This is a genomic window from Pseudomonas amygdali (genome assembly GCF_002699855.1).
GTDB classification, from domain to species: domain Bacteria; phylum Pseudomonadota; class Gammaproteobacteria; order Pseudomonadales; family Pseudomonadaceae; genus Aquipseudomonas; species Aquipseudomonas amygdali.
The window spans coordinates 67,630-83,727 of the sequence record NZ_LKBW01000001.1 but is presented as its reverse complement, the minus strand read 5'-3'; the positions used below and the strand labels follow the sequence as shown (position 1 = coordinate 83,727).

At 61.9% G+C, this 16,098-nt stretch carries 16 protein-coding genes; all 16 read right to left on the bottom strand.

The window, feature by feature from the left end:
• Positions 1 to 926: 926 nt before the first annotated feature.
• From AO277_RS00420 to AO277_RS00345, 16 genes are read right to left on the bottom strand one after another with little or no spacing between them, the layout of a single operon-like run.
• Positions 927 to 2,153: a beta-ketoacyl-ACP synthase gene (locus AO277_RS00420; RefSeq protein ID WP_044317429.1), complete on the bottom strand. Its 1,227-nt coding sequence runs from the start codon at positions 2,151 to 2,153 to the stop codon at positions 927 to 929.
• Positions 2,153 to 2,881 (bottom strand): 3-oxoacyl-ACP reductase FabG, encoded by a 729-nt coding sequence (fabG, locus tag AO277_RS00415; protein ID WP_005743101.1) that lies wholly within the window; start codon positions 2,879 to 2,881, stop codon positions 2,153 to 2,155. The genes AO277_RS00420 and fabG overlap by 1 nt, the downstream gene beginning before the upstream one ends.
• Positions 2,878 to 3,333 (bottom strand): hotdog family protein, encoded by a 456-nt coding sequence (locus AO277_RS00410; RefSeq protein ID WP_044317430.1) that lies wholly within the window; start codon positions 3,331 to 3,333, stop codon positions 2,878 to 2,880. The genes fabG and AO277_RS00410 overlap by 4 nt, the downstream gene beginning before the upstream one ends.
• Entirely contained in the window at positions 3,330 to 4,526 is a 1,197-nt protein-coding gene (locus AO277_RS00405; RefSeq protein WP_044317431.1) for a beta-ketoacyl-[acyl-carrier-protein] synthase family protein, read from the bottom strand. Before AO277_RS00405 ends, AO277_RS00410 begins: the two co-directional genes overlap by 4 nt.
• Positions 4,523 to 5,005: a hypothetical protein gene (locus tag AO277_RS00400; protein ID WP_002551675.1), complete on the bottom strand. Its 483-nt coding sequence runs from the start codon at positions 5,003 to 5,005 to the stop codon at positions 4,523 to 4,525. Before AO277_RS00400 ends, AO277_RS00405 begins: the two co-directional genes overlap by 4 nt.
• Complete coding sequence (locus AO277_RS00395) at positions 5,002 to 5,736, bottom strand: class I SAM-dependent methyltransferase (protein WP_044317432.1); 735 nt, start codon at positions 5,734 to 5,736, stop codon at positions 5,002 to 5,004. Before AO277_RS00395 ends, AO277_RS00400 begins: the two co-directional genes overlap by 4 nt.
• A complete protein-coding gene (locus AO277_RS00390; RefSeq protein WP_044317433.1) occupies positions 5,733 to 6,980 on the bottom strand; it encodes an NAD(P)/FAD-dependent oxidoreductase in 1,248 nt (415 codons plus the stop codon). Before AO277_RS00390 ends, AO277_RS00395 begins: the two co-directional genes overlap by 4 nt.
• A gap of 54 nt (positions 6,981 to 7,034) precedes the next feature.
• Entirely contained in the window at positions 7,035 to 9,398 is a 2,364-nt protein-coding gene (locus tag AO277_RS00385; RefSeq protein ID WP_044317469.1) for an MMPL family transporter, read from the bottom strand.
• A complete protein-coding gene (locus AO277_RS00380; RefSeq protein WP_044317434.1) occupies positions 9,382 to 9,996 on the bottom strand; it encodes an outer membrane lipoprotein carrier protein LolA in 615 nt (204 codons plus the stop codon). Before AO277_RS00380 ends, AO277_RS00385 begins: the two co-directional genes overlap by 17 nt.
• The gene (locus tag AO277_RS00375) at positions 9,993 to 10,418 is read right to left on the bottom strand and encodes an acyl-CoA thioesterase (RefSeq protein WP_002551680.1); all 426 of its coding nucleotides are present in this window, start codon (positions 10,416 to 10,418) and stop codon (positions 9,993 to 9,995) included. Before AO277_RS00375 ends, AO277_RS00380 begins: the two co-directional genes overlap by 4 nt.
• Positions 10,408 to 11,955: an HAL/PAL/TAL family ammonia-lyase gene (locus tag AO277_RS00370; protein ID WP_044317435.1), complete on the bottom strand. Its 1,548-nt coding sequence runs from the start codon at positions 11,953 to 11,955 to the stop codon at positions 10,408 to 10,410. Before AO277_RS00370 ends, AO277_RS00375 begins: the two co-directional genes overlap by 11 nt.
• Positions 11,936 to 12,883, bottom strand: coding sequence for a lysophospholipid acyltransferase family protein (locus AO277_RS00365; protein WP_044317436.1), 948 nt, complete (start codon positions 12,881 to 12,883; stop codon positions 11,936 to 11,938). The genes AO277_RS00370 and AO277_RS00365 overlap by 20 nt, the downstream gene beginning before the upstream one ends.
• Positions 12,880 to 13,614: a glycosyltransferase family 2 protein gene (locus tag AO277_RS00360; protein WP_002551683.1), complete on the bottom strand. Its 735-nt coding sequence runs from the start codon at positions 13,612 to 13,614 to the stop codon at positions 12,880 to 12,882. The genes AO277_RS00365 and AO277_RS00360 overlap by 4 nt, the downstream gene beginning before the upstream one ends.
• Positions 13,607 to 15,289, bottom strand: a complete 1,683-nt coding sequence (locus tag AO277_RS00355; RefSeq protein WP_044317470.1) for an acyl-CoA synthetase family protein — start codon at positions 15,287 to 15,289, stop codon at positions 13,607 to 13,609. The genes AO277_RS00360 and AO277_RS00355 overlap by 8 nt, the downstream gene beginning before the upstream one ends.
• Positions 15,290 to 15,299: 10 nt before the next feature.
• Positions 15,300 to 15,845 (bottom strand): COG4648 family protein, encoded by a 546-nt coding sequence (locus AO277_RS00350; protein WP_004654313.1) that lies wholly within the window; start codon positions 15,843 to 15,845, stop codon positions 15,300 to 15,302.
• Positions 15,842 to 16,096, bottom strand: a complete 255-nt coding sequence (locus tag AO277_RS00345; protein WP_044317437.1) for an acyl carrier protein — start codon at positions 16,094 to 16,096, stop codon at positions 15,842 to 15,844. The genes AO277_RS00350 and AO277_RS00345 overlap by 4 nt, the downstream gene beginning before the upstream one ends.
• Positions 16,097 to 16,098 lie beyond the last annotated feature (2 nt).

The window sequence follows — 16,098 nt, the reverse complement described above, 5'->3', positions numbered from 1 at the left end:
ACAAATCTGCGCCGCGCTGCAGAATCAAGACCGGACGCAGAGCGCCCAGAACTGCATGCGACGCAGAGCGCCGCACGATAGTTAAGATTCTCGTTCCGCACGCTCCGCGTGGGAATGCCTGTCGTGACGCTCTGCGTCACAAATCTGCGCCGCGCTGCAGAATCAAGACCGGACGCAGAGCGCCCAGAACTGCATGCGACGCAGAGCGCCGCACGATAGATGAGGTTATCGTTCCGCACGCTCCGCGTGGGAATGCCTGTCGTGACGCTCTGCGTCACAAATCTGCGCCGCGCCGCAGAATCAAGACCGGACGCAGAGCGCCCAGAACTGCATGCGACGCAGAGCGCCGCACGATAGTTGAGGTTATCGTTCCGCACGCTCCGCGTGGGAATGCCTGTCGTGACGCTCTGCGTCACAAATCTGCGCCATGCTGCAGAATCAAGACCGGACGCAGAGCGTCCAGAACGGCATGCGACGCGGAGCGACGCACGATAGTTAAGATTCTCGTTCCGCACGCTCCGCTTGGGAATGCCTGTCGTGACGCTCTGCGTCACAAATTTGCGCCGTGCCGCAGAATCAAGACCGGACGCAGAGCGCCCAGAACTGCATGCGACGCAGAGCGCCGCACGATAGTTGAGGTTATCGTTCCGCACGCTCCGCGTGGGAATGCCTGTCGTGACGCTCTGCGTCACAAATCTGCGCCATGCTGCAGAATCAAGACCGGACGCAGAGCGTCCAGAACGTCATGCGACGCGGAGCGCCGTACGATAGATGAGGTTATCGTTTCGCACGCTCCGCGTGGGAATGCCTGTCGTGACTCTCTGCGTCACAAATCTGCGCCGCGCCGCAGACTCAAGACCGGACGCAGAGCGTTCAGAACGGCATGCGACGCGGAGCGACGTACGAGAGTTGAGACGTGCGTGATCTCACCCCCAACGCTTGAATATCAATGACGTATTCACCCCGCCAAAGGCAAAGTTGTTGTTCATCACATATTCATTACTCATCCGCCGGGGTTCTCCGACGATGTAGTTCAGTTCGCCGCACTGTGAGTCGATGTCGACCAGGTTTAGCGTGTGGATATAGCGGTCGCTGTTGAGCATTTCGATGCTGAACCATGACTCCAGTGCGCCGCAGGCTCCCAGTGTGTGGCCGAGGAAGCTTTTCTGTGAGCTCAGTGGCATGCGTGAGCCGAACAAGCTGCTCGTGGCAAGGGTTTCGGCGATGTCGCCCTGTTCGGTGGCAGTGCCGTGACCGTTTACATAACCGATGGCGTCGGGCGACAGGTTGGCATCTTCCAGGGCCAGTTCCATGGCGCGACGCATGGTGGCCTGCTCGGGACGAGTGCTGTGGGCGCCGTCTGCATTGCTGCCGAAGCCGACGATTTCGGCGTAGATGTGTGCACCACGTGCCTGAGCGTGCTCAAGTTCTTCGAGCACCAGCATGCCGCCGCCTTCACCGATCACCAGCCCGTCTCGCCCGCTGTCGTAGGGGCGTGGCGTGGTGTGTGGCGCGTCATTCTTGAGGCTGGTGGCGTACAGCGCGTCGAACACCATCGCCTCGGTCGGGCACAGCTCTTCGGCCCCGCCCGCCAGCATCAGCGGCAGACGGCCAAACTTGATCGCCTCGTAGGCGTAGCCAATGCCTTGGCTGCCACTGGTACAGGCGCTGGAAGTCGGAATCAGGCGTCCGGTCAGGCCGAAGAAAATGCTGATGTTGGCGGCGGTGGTGTGCGGCATCATTCGTACGTAGGAGTTGGCGTTCAGGCCTACTGCCACCGAGTTGATCAGCATGTTGCCGAAGGCCTTGATCTCGTCGGTGCTGCCGGTTGACGAGCCGCAGGCGGTGCCCATGCGCCCATCGCGAATGAGCGGATCATTCAGCAGCCCGGCGTCGATCAACGCCTGTTCCGCAGCAGCCACTGCCAGTCGCGATACGCGGCCCATGCTGCGCAGTTGCTTGCGTGTCCAGTGTGCGGGCACGGCGAAATCGTCGATGGGGCCAGCCAGTCGGGTATTCAGTTCGGCGAAACGGTTCCACTCGTCCATTCGGCGAATGCCGCTGCGATTGGCGGTGAAGCTCGCATCGATAGTCGGCCAGTCGCTGCCCACCGAGGTAATGCCGGACATCCCGGTGACGACCACACGCTTCATCAACACAGCCCTCCGTTGACGGCCAGCACCTGACGAGTGATGTAGCTTGCTTCGGCCGACATCAGGAAATTCACGGCACCCGCCACTTCCTCGGGCGTGCCCATGCGTTGCGCCGGGATCATTTTCAGCAGTTCGTCGACTGGCACGTTCTCGTCGAGCATTGCGGTGTCGATCAAACCTGGCGCGACGCAGTTGACAGTGATTTTGCGTTTGCCCAGTTCGATGGCCAAGGCCTTGGCGGCACCGATCAGGCCTGCCTTGGAGGCGCTGTAATTGACCTGGCCACGGTTGCCGATAAGGCCGGAAACCGAGGTGATGCAGACAATACGGCCCGCCGCACGACGACGAATCATCGGCATGGTCAGCGGGTGCAGAACGTTATAAAAACCGTCCAGATTGGTGCGCAGCACCTGATCCCAGTCATCATCGCTAAGTGCCGGAAACGCGCCGTCGCGGGTCAGCCCGGCGTTGAGTACCACGCCGTAATAGGCGCCGTGCGTCTCCACATCCTGTTCCAGAATTGCCTTGCAGGCGGCACGGTCCGAGACATCGAATTGCAGAACGCGTGCCTGACGGCCCAGCGCAACGACTTCGGCCTGCACGGCTTCGGCTTCGCTGCGGCCGGTGCGGCAATGCAGGATCAGGTCGTATCCGGCCTGGGCCAGACGCAGAGCGATGGCGCGGCCGATGCCACGGCTGGAGCCGGTGACCAGTATCGATTCAGTCATGCCGGGGCTCCTTCAGCCAGATAGTCAGCAGTGTTGGGCGGGCAATATACATTGAGTCGGGCAAAAGCCTTGATATCCGGTCCGGTCAGGGTGCATTCGAACACGCCCATGCCGCTGTCGTCCTGCAAGGAGCGCACGGCATGGATATGCAGTTCGCTGCCCAGCGGGAAGCGCGATACGTTGCATTCGAACTTGCGGCTACCGAGCAGAAACCCCAGCTTGACCGCTTCACCCTTGGTGCGCGCCTGGCAACCGGCATAGGCCGCGACGCTCTGGGCCATCAGCTCTATGCCAAGCCAGGCGGGCAGGCTGCCGTCCGGCTGGTTGAACAGACCATCGGCGCGCACGGTCAGGTGGGTTTGAATCTGCTCTTGGTCAAAACTCAGCACCTGATCGATGAGAATCATGTCGCCAGCATGGGGTATGAGTTCGGCGAGCGACCACTCGGTCATGGGGCATCTCCGATAATCAGGCTGATGTTGTTGCCACCGAAGGCAAACGAATTGCTCATCATGTAACGAGCATTTGCAGGTGCCAGGCGCGAACCTGGCAGTGTCCATTGCAGTGCAGGCAATAGCGGGTCAGCTTCGCCGTCCCACAGGTGCGGGGGCAGGGCCTGTTCGCTGTTGTCCGGTGCCAGGCTCAACCAGCAAAACGCCACTTCCAGCGCTCCCGCGGCACCCAGCGTGTGGCCGCTGAGCGGCTTTGTCGACGAGCAAGGCACACCGTTCGGGAATACCGCCTGCACGGCCAGGCTTTCCATCGCATCGTTATGTGGCGTAGCGGTGCCATGCAGGTTCAGGTAACCGATCTGTGCGGCATCGAGTCGGGCACTGCCCAACGCTTGCAGCATGGCATCCTGCGCACCTCGGCCGGTAGGTTCGGGGGCCGAGATGTGGTGGGCGTCGCAACTGGCACCCGCGCCTAGCAGGGCAATCGAGTGGCTGTTGGCAGCTTCGCGGGTCATCAGAAACAGCGCTGCCGCCTCGCCGATGTTTATCCCGTTGCGGTGACTTGAAAACGGATTGCACAGTTGTGGCGACATGGCTTCAAGCGCCGAGAACCCATTGAGGGTCAACCTGCACAGGCTGTCGCCGCCGCCGCACAGCACCGCATCGCATAGGCCCATGTCCAGCGCCCGTCGTGCGCTGAGCAGCGCCCGCGCGCTGGACGTGCAGGCTGTGGAAATCACATAGGCCGGGCCGCTCAATTGCAGCCAGCCGGCCAGGAAGTTCGCCGGTGCGCCCAGTTCCTGTTGGCGATAATCGTAATCGTCGGGGAAGGTCTTATCACGCAGCCAGCTTGCCATGCTCTCGCTTGCTTCATCGATACCCGAGGTGCTGGTGCCGACGATCACGCCAATCCGCCCGGCTCCGTAGCGCGCGATAGCCTGACGAATGTCATCTTCGATCTGCAAGGCCGCGGCCACCAGCAACTGGTTGTTGCGGCTGCGCTGCGATTGCATGGCGGGCGGAATGGGCGGCAATGCGGATTTTACCGCGCCGACCGGCAATGCGCGTTCCGGCACCCAGCCGCTTTCGAACACCATGCCCGAGCTGTCGCCTGCGAACAGTCTGCGCGACACCTCTTCACGGCTGTCGCCCAGCGAGCAGATCAGGCCCAGCGCATTGAGATAGGCAGTCATGGCATGCTCTCGTCGTTCAGCGGTGTAACCCTGTAGCTCAACCCGTCCTTGAGACGGATGGTGTAGGCGTTGGCTGATTGATATTCGACCAGCCAGCGATCATCCAGACGCCGCTGCATGCCCTGGCGGTACGCCGTGGGGTAGCGGCCATGCATTTCCAGATCCGAGGTCATGGCGAACATTATTGCCGCAAACAGCTCGCGTGCTTCGGGGTTGGGGGGAAGCAGACCGTCGGCTTGCCATTGTCCGTTGATCAGCAACTGGCGAGCCTGGGGGATACCCAGCGGGTCCATCATCGACCAGCGCAACCCGGCGTTTTCGCGCTGGATGACCAGCATCCAGTCTTGCCGCTGATCAGCCTGTCGGCGTTCGATGTGCAGCTGCATCGGCAATTGCATCGTCGGTGCGGTAGTCGGCAGCGGTGCCTGTGCAGCGCAGCCGCCCAGCAGCAGAAAGGCCAGAAATAATACCCGGATCATAATGCGCCACCTTGTAGCGGTTTGCGGGCCACGACATTGACCAGCGTTTCTTCCCGTTGCCCCAACGGCCTGGGTTTTTGCAGTTTCAAGGCTTCGAGCAGGCCGAAATCCCTGGCGCGGCTCCACCACAGGTAAGGGTACGAAACATGCTGTGCGCCGAACTCGAAACCCTGGTCGCGGATCATCTGCAGATACTGAGCCGCGCTTTTCTGAACGTGCATGGGGTGGCGGAACAGCCAGCGAATCACCCAGGTGTCGATGTAGGCCTCGGTGGACTCGGCGAACAGCAGGTAACCGCCTGGCTTGAGTACGCGATAAAACTCGGCCAGCGCCTGCTCCTGCTCGACCAGATGATGAAAGGTCTGGTGACAGAACAGCAGATCGACGCTGGCGTCCGGCACTTGCAGCGCCGCGCAGTCACTGCCGATCAGCTCGACCTCTATGCCTCTGGCGCGCGCCTCCTGACGGCTCATCTCCAGGCTGTGCAGGTCGGCATCGACACCAATCAGCCTTGAAGGCTGAAAAACCCTGCTCAGGTGCTGAAACGACTTGCCCTGCCCGCAACCGGCGTCGAGCAAAACCGGTGCGGCCGGAAGCGCGCTATCGAACAGGCTGCGCAAATCGTCTATCGCCACACGCAATACGCGGTACTGCCAGGTATGGCTGCGCAGAAACCACAGGCCGAAGCGGGTTTCCTCGACATAGCTGTCACTCAGGAACGGTCGATTCATGAGTCACCGTCCGCGCAGATTTCCGAGAGCGTGCGCAAGCGGCGTTTGGGCTCGCTGACAAACGGGTTGCGCTCATCCCAGGCATAGCCAGCCAGAATGGCGCTGATCATGCGGCGGATATCCGGCGCGCTTCCCGGGTAGAAAATGACGCTCTGGAACGAGCCGTCGTACCAGCCTTCGACATAGGCCCGGAAGGTATCGACGCCACGCTTCAGCGGAACGGCGAACTCGGTTTCCCAGTCCACGCTCTCACCCTGCAATTGTCGATTCAGCACGCTAGCGGCCATGCTCGCAGAACGCATGGCGATGGTCACGCCTGACGAAAACACCGGATCGAGGAATTCCGCCGCATTGCCCAGCAGCGCAAAGCCCTTTCCATGCAGGGTTGTGACGTTCGCCGAGTAGCCGCCGATGGTCCTTGCCGGTGTATCCCAGACCGCATTTTTCAGCACGCTGGCCAGTTGCGGTGTTTCATCGATAAAGGCGCGCAGGCAGGCGTCCAGGTCATCGGGCTTGTCTTTGAAGCGCTCGGCCGAGGCCACGACGCCTATCGAACAGCGACCTTCGCTGAACGGGATCGACCAGAACCACACATCGCTGTGCTGCGGATGGATGCTGACCAGGATCTTCTGACGGTCAAAGGGCGGGCTTTCGATATGGTCTTCGATATGGGTAAACACCGCCTGACGCACCGGAAAGCCCGACGGCGCTTCCAGATCCAGCAGGCGCGGCAGTACGCGGCCATAGCCGCTGGCGTCGAGTACGAAGCTGGCCTGCACGCTGTATTCGCTGCCGTCCTCGCGTTTTACCCGCAATACCGGCTGCAGGCTGTCGAAGTCGGCGCTGATGATTTCCTGCTGATAGCGGATTTCCACACCCTGCAGCTCGGCCTGATCAGCGAGCAGCTTATCGAACTCGCTGCGCTGCACCTGAAAGGTCGTCGGCTTGCCGTTGCTGAACGTATCGCTGAAGTCGAAATCGCTGTATTGCTCGCCGCGCGCGAAGGCTGCGCCATTTTTGGGCTGGAAACCGGCGGCCTGCACGGCCTCCAGCATCCCGGCTTCTTCGACGAAGTCCAGGCAGTGGCACAGCAGGCTTTCACCGATGGAGAAGCGCGGGAACAGCTGACGCTCGATGATCAGCACGTCATGGCCCTGGCGTTTGAGCAGGGCAGCCGCTATTGAACCGGCCGGGCCGGCACCGATGATGACGACCTGACGAATTTCCCTATCAGTGATGGGCACAGGTATTCCTTTTCGGTTGGGCGGTGGCTGGGAGTGACGACAACGCTGCAAGACTCATGCGTGTGGCCCTTCAGCATTGGCTGGCGAATGAAGCGCTTTACGCGGGCTGGCCCAGGGCGCCAGCAGGAAGCTGAACGCCAGCCCCAGACTGACCGACAGGCCGAAGTTGCTGATCGCCGGGGTGCTGGAAACGGCCAGCAGGCCGAACGACAGCCACGTGGTCACGGCGGCCAGCAGCGTGCCCAGCAGGCTGACCGCCGCGCCGCCTATCTGCTCGCGCATCAGAATGGCGTAATCGACGCTGATCGCCGTAACCAGCAACAGGCCGAACAGGCTGAACAGAGTCAGCGGCTGACCGAGCCAGCCCAGGCTGGCGAGGCTGCACAGGGCCGCCAGCAGGGGCAGGGCGACGATGCGCAACGCACCGCCGAAGCCAAACGGAGCGATCAGCAGCAGGACGATCAGTACGCACGATGCCAGCTTCAATTCCGCTGCGCTGATCTGCGTGTGGGCAAACACCTCGTTGAACTCACCCAGGCGGTCGACCAGTTGCACGCCCTCCAGTCCGATGGCCTGCACGCGCAGCAACGCCATGCTGTTCATGCCACGCAGGCTGACGATGCTGGCTACCTGAGCGTCGCCTTCGGCATCTTCGCTGGCGCCTAGCCAGAGCGTGCGCCACGGTTCGCTGAGCGGGCCTTGAAGCGCCTGATCAATGTTTTGCGTTGGCAGTGCCTGCAATTGCGCGAGTTCGGTTTTCAGTGCGTTGGCCGGAACGCCAAGCTGTACCAGTGGCTCCCAGTGTTGCGGCAATTTGCCCATTGCATCACGGGTCAGTTGCTGCTCGGCAGGCGAATCCAGCAACTGGTTGAGCGCCATGTAGCCTTGCAGCTTGTCCATGCTGACCAGTTGGTCGAGCCGTTGGGTCAGTTCGGACTGCCGATCCAGCAACTGCTGTTGGTCCTTGCCGCGCACCAGAAAAAACTGGCTGGTGGGCTGATAACCTGTGATCCGTGCGATGGCCTGGGCTTCATCGGTCAACGCCTGAGGTGCTGCCACCCATTGGCGGATATCGTTCTTGGTGGTCAGGTGCCAGATCCCGCCGCCGCAGAAGGCCAGCAGCAGCGCCAGCAGAATCGGCGTGCTGATGCGCTGCAACAGCGCGGCGCGGCAATCGAGCATCAGTTGCGCCAGTTTCAGCGGCCATTGCGCGGGGTTGATCTCGACCTTTGCAAGCAGCGCGGGCAGCAGACACACCGCAGTCAGGTAAGCGCCGATCAGGCCCGCAGCGGAGAACACGGCAATTTGTGTCAGTGCCGGGAACGGCGTCCAGGCCAGGGCGAGATAGCCGATACAACTGGTGATCAGGCTCAGCGTCAGGCCCGGCAGGGTCACGCGCAAGGCGGGCCAACTGCGCCAGGGTTTCAGGCTCCAGCTCTTGGACAGGTAATGCAGTGGGTAATCCACCGCCACACCAATCAGGCTGGAACCCAGCACCAGCGTCATGACGTGCATGCTGCCAAACAGCGCCACGCAAGCCACTGCACCGAAGAGCATGCCGACTATCACCGGTACAAACGCCAGCAGCACGCTCCAGCGTCGGAATGCCAGCAACAGCAGCAACAGAATACCGAGTGTGGCGCCCCCGCCGACCCAGGTGATTTCCCGGCTGGCCTGCTTCTGCCCGTCGGCGGCGTACAGCAGGCCGCTGGCGGCGAGCAATTGCCCACCGGCCTGCTGCGCCTGCACCCGCGCTTGCGCCAGCAGATCGGCGACCTGACCGGGCAGGTGCAGATCGAAAGCATCGGTTCGGGTTCGCGAACGCAGCAGTACCCAGCTTTTGCCCTCGGCGCTGGCGATCAGCGCGCCGCTGGCCAGATCCGCCTCGACCGAGCCCTGTTTCGGCAAGCTGTTCTGGATACGTCCGGTCAGCCCCAGCCAGTCATCCTGACCCGGCACCAGGCTGAACCCGGCAAACGGGTCGAAGAGTGTTTGTACACGCTGCTCGATGAAAGTCTTCGGCTCATCGATCAACAGAGCGCGATCCGCTGCCGGCAACATCGCGATTCGCCCTTGCAGCAACTGGGTGCGCAACGCGGGCAGATCAGCTTGCAGCGACCACTGAACCTTCTCGAACAGGCCGCTCGATTGCCATTGCTCCGCCAGCGTGCGAGCCAGTTCCACAGCCTGCTGGCGGTCGGTGTGTCCCACCAGCACGAGCATTTCGCGATTGAGCGGCTCCTGCATGCGCTTTTCGGCGCTCACCACCAGTTCGTCGTTGTCAGTGCCCGGCACCAGTTCCATGAGGTTGGCCGACAGCGGTGAGCGGTCGTGCCACTGCCAGCCGGCCAGCGCCAGCACGCTTGCCAGAATCAGCAGGAACAGTCGCGGCAATAGCCGCTCAGTCGTTGAAGTCATTGCGCTGCGCATCGGTCAGGGAGGAAGCACTGCTGCTGTCGATCATTTTCAGGACGGTACTGTCGCCCTGGGTTTCCAGCAACTCGATACGCTGGACCAGTTCGCCGCCATCGATGTTGATCTGTTTGAACACTTGTTGCAGCAGCATCGAGCGCGGCGTGAGCGTGAGTTGCCAGGCGTTCGCGTCGCCCTTGAGCTGCAAGTCGAAATCCCGTTGCAGGCCGCTGCTGTCGCCCTGCAGTACAGCAAGGAACAAGCGGTTCTGCTCGGCCCCGGCATTTTTGTTTGGTACGGGCTTCCAGGTGCTGACGTCGCCCACGCTTTCGCGGCGGGAAATGCCGCTGGCATTGATGCGGTAATCCTGTTTCAGCGGTGTTTCCAGCAGCCAGAGCAGCCCGAAATCCCTGGCGAGCACGAAGCGGCCTTTGCTGAGCAGTGGTTGCGGCAGGGCGCGCAGGTGTTTTTCCTGAATGAAGCTCCCTTGCACCACCGCAGGTTTAGCGAGCTGATCACTCAGTTGTTGTAGATCGAAAGCCTGCGCCAGTGAAGACAGGCACAGCAACCCCAATAGCAGCAAGGCGCGAAACGGACGGTTCATGGCAAAGCTCTCTTCACGGCATCGATAAAGACCTGGGGCGATGCCAGTTGCATTTCCCGGCTCTGGCTGTCGACCGCAACCTGCACGGTGCTGGCGCGGGTCAAGCGTTCGCCGGTGTGTGCGTCGGTGATCAGGTAGTTGATCTTCAGACGGTTCTCCCACTCCACCAGACTGGCGCGTACGTTCAGTGTCTGGCCGAACACCGCGCTGCGCACGTAGCGCAGTTGCAGATCGATCACCGGCCAACCATAACCGGATTCGAGCATCTGCATGTAGTTATGACCAATGTGGTCGAGCAATGCGCAGCGTGCGACTTCCAGGTATTTGACGTAATGCCCGTGCCAGACGATGTTCATCATGTCGACGTCGAAAAACGGCACCACGATTTCGGTGTCGACGTGCAGAAAACCCTTACTGCGCATGCAAGCTCCAGCGGCGGTTGGCAATATGTTTCAGGCACAGGCGCAGTTCATTCTCCAGCGCCCGGTCTTCGATGACAGGGGCAAAGTCCTCGCCCAGCTGTTGGTGCATGGCCGCCAGTGCTGGTGGCAGCGGGAGCGCATCGGCAGCCTTGCTGCGCAGCCATATACCTTGGTTGGCGGCGATCAGCGTGGCGGCGGCAACCTGCTCGGTCAGCTCCAGCACCCGAATGGCGTCACGCGCAGCGATGGTGCCCATGCTCACCTTGTCCTGATTGTGCCATTCGGTGGAGCGCGAGAATACGCTGGCCGGCATGGTGTTTTTCAGTGCTTCGGCGGTCCATGCGCTGGTACCTATCTGCACCGCCTTGAAACCGTGATTGAGCATGGCCTGCTCGGCGCTGGCCCCTGACAGATTGCTCGGCAAGCCGTGGTTGTAACGTTCGTCGATCAGCAGCGCCAATTGCCGGTCGAGCAGGTCTGCGACATTGGCCACCAGCGTTTTCAGGCTGTCCATGGCAAAAGCAATGTGCCCGCCGTAGAAATGCCCGCCGTGCAACACGCGCTCTGCTTCGGCATCGATGATCGGGTTGTCGTTGGCGCTGTTCAGCTCGATCTCGATGAACGAGCGCAGCCAGTTCAGGCTGTCGGCCAGCACGCCCAGCACATGCGGTGCGCAGCGCAGCGAATAGCGGTCCTGCAAACGATGCAGTGGGGCGGTTGGCGCGTCGATGGCCAGGTCCTGACGCAACCACGCGGCTACCTGCATCTGGCCCGGATGCGGCTTGGCGGCGAACAGGCGCTCGTCGAAGTGCTCCGGGTTGCCTTGCAGCGCCACCACGTTCATGGCGGTGATACGGGTCGCCAGTTGCAACAGGTAATCGGCGCGGGCGAACGCCAGGCACGCGATGCCGGTCATGACGGCGGTGCCGTTCATCAGCGCCAGCGCTTCCTTGGGGCGCAGCACCAGCGGCGTCCAGCCCAGTTCGCGGTGCACGTCGCTGGCCGGACGGCGCTCGCCACGGAACATCACGTCGCGCTCGCCGGACAGGGTCGCGGCCACGTAAGACAGTGGGGTCAGATCACCGCTGGCACCCACCGAGCCCTCTTCCGGGATCAGCGGCAGCACGTCCTGATCGATAAACGCCTGCAAACGCTCAAGCAGTTCGACGCGCACCCCGGAAACGCCCTGACACAGTGACTGCAAACGTGCCGCCAGCACTGCGCGGGTGGCTTGGGCGTCCAGCAGCTTGCCCAGCCCGCAGCCGTGAAACGTGTACAAATGCTGCGGCAGCGCCTCGACATGCTCCAATGGCACGGCCACCACGCAGGAGTCGCCGTAACCGGTGGTGACGCCGTAGATCACGCCTTCCTTGTTCAGTAACGAATCGAGAAACTGCGCGCCCCTGGCAATGCGTGCGCGAAATTCAGCGCCGCCTTGCAACACACTCGGTGCCTGCCGATTGGCCAGGGCCAGCACGTCTTCGATACACAGGGCGCGCTCGCCGAAAATGATCGGGTCAGGAGCTTGAATCATCATCGGACTTCCAGAATGGGTAGAAATTGAACCATTGCTGCGGGGCTTCCAGGCAGTAGTGCCCAAGACGCTCGGCATAACGTGTGGCCCAGTGGGCGATGACCTGGGCGCGGTCGCTGCGCCGCCATTCGATGGCGTCGGAGAACGGTTCGAGAATCACCCGATAGCCGTTCGGGCCTTTAAGGCAGAAAAACAGATTGACCGGGCACTTGAGCAGACCGGCCAGCAGCCACGGGCCTTGCGGAAACGTCGCGGGCTTGCCCAGAAAGTCGACCCGCACATTGCGCCCGCCATGCAGGGCCACGCGGTCACCGGCGATGGCCAGCCACTCGCCTTCGTCCAGACGCTGGCTGAGTTGCAGCATGATCGCCGGGTCCAGTTCGCTGACCTGAATCAGCCGCAGGTTGGTCGCCCCGGCTTCACCGAGCAGGCGATTGAAGCGTTCGGCGTGCTTGGTGTGTACCAGCACGTTCATGGTGACTTTTTCGCCGAACTCGGCCAGTGCGCGGCACACCTCAAGGTTGCCCAGATGCGCCCCGACCAGCATCTGCCCGCGCTCGCCGCGCAGGTTGTGGCGCAGAAGGGCTGGGTCGATGATCTCGATCTGCTCGATGCCCAGCCTGCCGTTCCACACATCAAGCTTGTCGAGCAGTGCCTCGGCGAAGGCCATGAACTGGCCAAACACGCGCCGTTGGCTGGGGCGCAGTTCGGGTCTGGCGCTCCAGTCCGCCAGGCGCTGCTGGTATTCCCAGATGCTGTGTCGGGCACGGCGGCCGAAGGCGAAGAAATATAGAACGATGCCATACAGCACCGGGCTGAGCAGGCGACGACCGAGCACGCGCATGCCCCAGGCGGTAAGCTTCATGAGCAGGAAGCTGCCACGCTCTTCGTGACTGGCCCAATGTTCCTTGGGCGATTTTTCAATGGTCATGAGCGCCACCGCCGCCAGAGGATCACCGGCAGACGCATCAGCATGCCGAAGAACAGCTTGGCGTGCATTTTCGAGATCAGGGCGTTGTCGTGAAACAGGCGGAAATGCGACAGGCCGTCCTGCGGATAGTGAACGCGGGTCGGCAGCCAGCGCATCGCCTGGCCACGCCATGACAGGCGCACGAGAATTTCCGAGTCGAAGTCCATGCGCCTGCCGATCTGCACGCTGTCGATCAGCGCCAGAACCGGGGCCAGCGGGTAGAGCCGAAAGCCGCACATGGAATCGCGAATATGCAGTGACAGGGTGTTGATCCATACCCAGACGTGGGTGAGATAACGGGCGTACAGGCGGCCTTTGGGCACGCTTTCGTCGTACTGCGGATAGCCACAGATCAACGCTTGCGGGTACTGGCGTGACTGCTCCAGAAACACCGGGATATCGTTCAGGTCATGCTGACCATCGGCATCGACCTGCAACGCATGGCTGAAACCCAGGCGTGCCGCCTCGCGGAACCCGGCCATGACCGCGCCGCCCTTGCCTTGATTGACCGGCAGGCGCAACAGGTAAATACCCTCACCCTGCGCCAGCTGCTGTAACACTGCGGCGCAAGCCGGGCTGCTGGCATCGTCCACCAATATGCAGGGCAAGCCTGCGTTGCGGACGGCCTTGACCACGCTGGGCACGGCCAGTTCGTGGTCGAACACCGGAATGATCACGCAAGGCTTATGCATGATCTCCCTCCAGCACAATCCGGCCGCTGGAGCAGGGTGCGTTTTCGCTGTTGTGAAAGGCGAAATGCAGCTTTGAGCGAGCGGCATCGAAGCGCAGGGTCAGTTTCAGGCGGTCGCCGGGGCGCACCAGTTGCTGAAACTTGAGCACTTCCATGCCAGCAAAGTCGGTTGGCAGATTCAACAGGCGCTGCCCCAGACTGATCGCCCATTCGACCTGAACCACGCCTGGCAAGACCGGTGCCTTGGGAAAGTGGCCGCTGAAAAATGCCAGATCTGGCGGGACCATCAGTTGCAGGTGCAATTCGCCGTCGACCGTCTGTTGGTCAAGCACTTGCGGTTGCCTGGGGCGTGAGGCCATGAGCAGGTTCTGCACGTCCATCTGCGCCAGTTTGCCCTGGGCATTGAGGGGCATTTGCCGCAGCAGACGCCAGCGCCGCGGCAGAGCGATGGTTTCGCAGTGCGGTCGCAAATACTGGCGCAAGGCTTCGGTAAGCGCTCGACGGCCCTGATTGCGCAGGGCCAGCAAGCCCGCATCGCTCAGCACCAGCAGCGCGCCAAGCGACGCACGGTTTTCCTGAACCACGCCAAGGCGCGCTTCATTTACCCACTCGTGAGTCGTAAGGGCCTGCTCGATCAGTGGCAACGACACGCGCTTTTCTTCAAGTTTGACGATGCGGTCCAGCCTGCCCAGCAGTTCGAATCGCCCATCATTGCCAATCTGCACGGCATCGGCGGTCTGCTCTACGTGACCGGGCGGCAGATAGGGCGAGCTGATGCGCAGCGCCCCTTCGTTGTTCTGACTCAGCTCTACGCCGTCGAAGGCTTGCCAGTGCTGTTCGCCCTGCCGCCAGGCGATGCCACCGGTTTCCGAACTGCCGAGAATTTCCGTCGGCCACTGGCCAAGACGTTGTTGCAGACTTTGCGCCGCTTCGGCTGGCAATGCGCCGCCGGATGAAAACACCCGGCGCACGGCACTGAGGCTGCTCCAGTCGAGGTTGTCGCCCATGCGCTTGAGCAGTGCCGGGCTGGCGACCCAGGCAAAGGACGGGTATTCGCGGCTGGCGCGTTGCAGGTCTTCGGCAAACGGCAACTGGCGGCGCACGAACGGGCGTGCGGCGCACAGCGGCCATAGCAAACGGAACAGCAGCCCATAAATATGTTGCGTCGCAACGCTGCCGATCATGCATGCCGAACCAAGCTGCGCGCCCCACAGCTGTTCCAGCCCGCAGACTTCGTTGGCCAGCTGGCGCAGGCGTTTTTCAATCAGTTTGGGCTCGCCGCTGGAACCCGAGGTGCACAGGCTCAACCGGCACTGGTCAAGGTCAAGCGCTGCCGGAGCCAACTGCGCGGCGTGCAGATCGCTTAAATGCGTGTCTTGCGTCAGGTCGGTCAGCCACAGGTCGACCTGATTGGCCCAGCGCTCGCGGGTCTGGCCTTGCAAGTCCGCGGGCAGCAACACGTGCACACCGGCGCGCCAGGCACCGAACAAGGCGACGGCCAGGTCAGCGGCATCTTCAAGGTGTACCGCGAGGTTTTTGATACCGCGGGCTTGCAGTCCTGCGGCCACACTCAATGCCTGATCACGAAATTGCGCGTGATCCAGGGTCGGGGCCAGCGTCAGCAGCCGGTCGGGCAGGGCGTCGAGCAGCAGGTGTTCAAGGTTCAACCAGTTCATGCGATCCATTTCATTTGCCGCCCGCAGAGGGTGGGCGGACGATCCATTCAACAGCGAACAACAGGCCCATCAATCCGTAGGAAACCAGGCCGGTGTACAGCGTCCACCAGGACAACGGTGCCCAGAGCGTCAGTATGGCTGCCGTGAGGCCATTGGCGAGGAAGAACAGGCACCAGATCTGCGTGACTTTACGGGTGTAGCGGATGCCGGACTCGGGCAGTTCAGGGCGGTTTATGCGCGCCATTCTTTCTACGATAGGCGGGCCGTATATCAGGCTTGAACCGAACAGGCCGAGCATGAACGCGCTGACCAGTACCGGATACCAGCGCAGCATCAGGTGGCTGTCGATTACGCCCAGCGCCACGCAAAAAACCAGGGCGACGAGCGCCATCGCCAGGCTGCCGGGCTTGCGCTCGCCGGTCAGTGCGCGCGCCAGCCACAGGCTGCCCAGCAGCAGCGCGAACTGCCACGGGGCGAAGTGTTCGGTTCCCCAGTAGACGGCAAACGGATACAGCACACCGGCCAGCACCAGAATCAGGCCAATCAGCCGCTTCATTCGGCCGTGTTGACCAGTTTGTAGACGGCCTCTACCACGTCGTTCACGGTTCTGACTGAATTGAACTCTTCAGCGGCAATCTTCTTGCCGGTCTTGCGTTTGATGTGGTCGATCAGGTCCACGGCATCGATGCTGTCGATTTCCAGGTCCTGATACAGGTTGGCTTCAAGTGTGACCCTCTCAGGCTCCAGTTCGAACAGTTCCACCATTGCGGCGCGCAGGATTTCGAAGATGTCTTCACGGGTTTGCATGT

Excerpts from the sequence above, each read along its gene's own strand:
- AO277_RS00420 (WP_044317429.1), bottom strand. The coding sequence starts at position 2,153 with ATGAAGCGTGTGGTCGTCACCGGGATGTCCGGCATTACCTCGGTGGGC.
- fabG (WP_005743101.1), bottom strand. The coding sequence starts at position 2,881 with ATGACTGAATCGATACTGGTCACCGGCTCCAGCCGTGGCATCGGCCGC.
- AO277_RS00410 (WP_044317430.1), bottom strand. The coding sequence starts at position 3,333 with ATGACCGAGTGGTCGCTCGCCGAACTCATACCCCATGCTGGCGACATG.
- AO277_RS00405 (WP_044317431.1), bottom strand. The coding sequence starts at position 4,526 with ATGACTGCCTATCTCAATGCGCTGGGCCTGATCTGCTCGCTGGGCGAC.
- AO277_RS00400 (WP_002551675.1), bottom strand. The coding sequence starts at position 5,005 with ATGATCCGGGTATTATTTCTGGCCTTTCTGCTGCTGGGCGGCTGCGCT.
- AO277_RS00395 (WP_044317432.1), bottom strand. The coding sequence starts at position 5,736 with ATGAATCGACCGTTCCTGAGTGACAGCTATGTCGAGGAAACCCGCTTC.
- AO277_RS00385 (WP_044317469.1), bottom strand. The coding sequence starts at position 9,398 with ATGACTTCAACGACTGAGCGGCTATTGCCGCGACTGTTCCTGCTGATT.
- AO277_RS00380 (WP_044317434.1), bottom strand. The coding sequence starts at position 9,996 with ATGAACCGTCCGTTTCGCGCCTTGCTGCTATTGGGGTTGCTGTGCCTG.
- AO277_RS00375 (WP_002551680.1), bottom strand. The coding sequence starts at position 10,418 with ATGCGCAGTAAGGGTTTTCTGCACGTCGACACCGAAATCGTGGTGCCG.
- AO277_RS00370 (WP_044317435.1), bottom strand. The coding sequence starts at position 11,955 with ATGATGATTCAAGCTCCTGACCCGATCATTTTCGGCGAGCGCGCCCTG.
- AO277_RS00365 (WP_044317436.1), bottom strand. The coding sequence starts at position 12,883 with ATGACCATTGAAAAATCGCCCAAGGAACATTGGGCCAGTCACGAAGAG.
- AO277_RS00360 (WP_002551683.1), bottom strand. The coding sequence starts at position 13,614 with ATGCATAAGCCTTGCGTGATCATTCCGGTGTTCGACCACGAACTGGCC.
- AO277_RS00355 (WP_044317470.1), bottom strand. The coding sequence starts at position 15,289 with ATGAACTGGTTGAACCTTGAACACCTGCTGCTCGACGCCCTGCCCGAC.
- AO277_RS00350 (WP_004654313.1), bottom strand. The coding sequence starts at position 15,845 with ATGAAGCGGCTGATTGGCCTGATTCTGGTGCTGGCCGGTGTGCTGTAT.
- AO277_RS00345 (WP_044317437.1), bottom strand. The coding sequence starts at position 16,096 with ATGCAAACCCGTGAAGACATCTTCGAAATCCTGCGCGCCGCAATGGTG.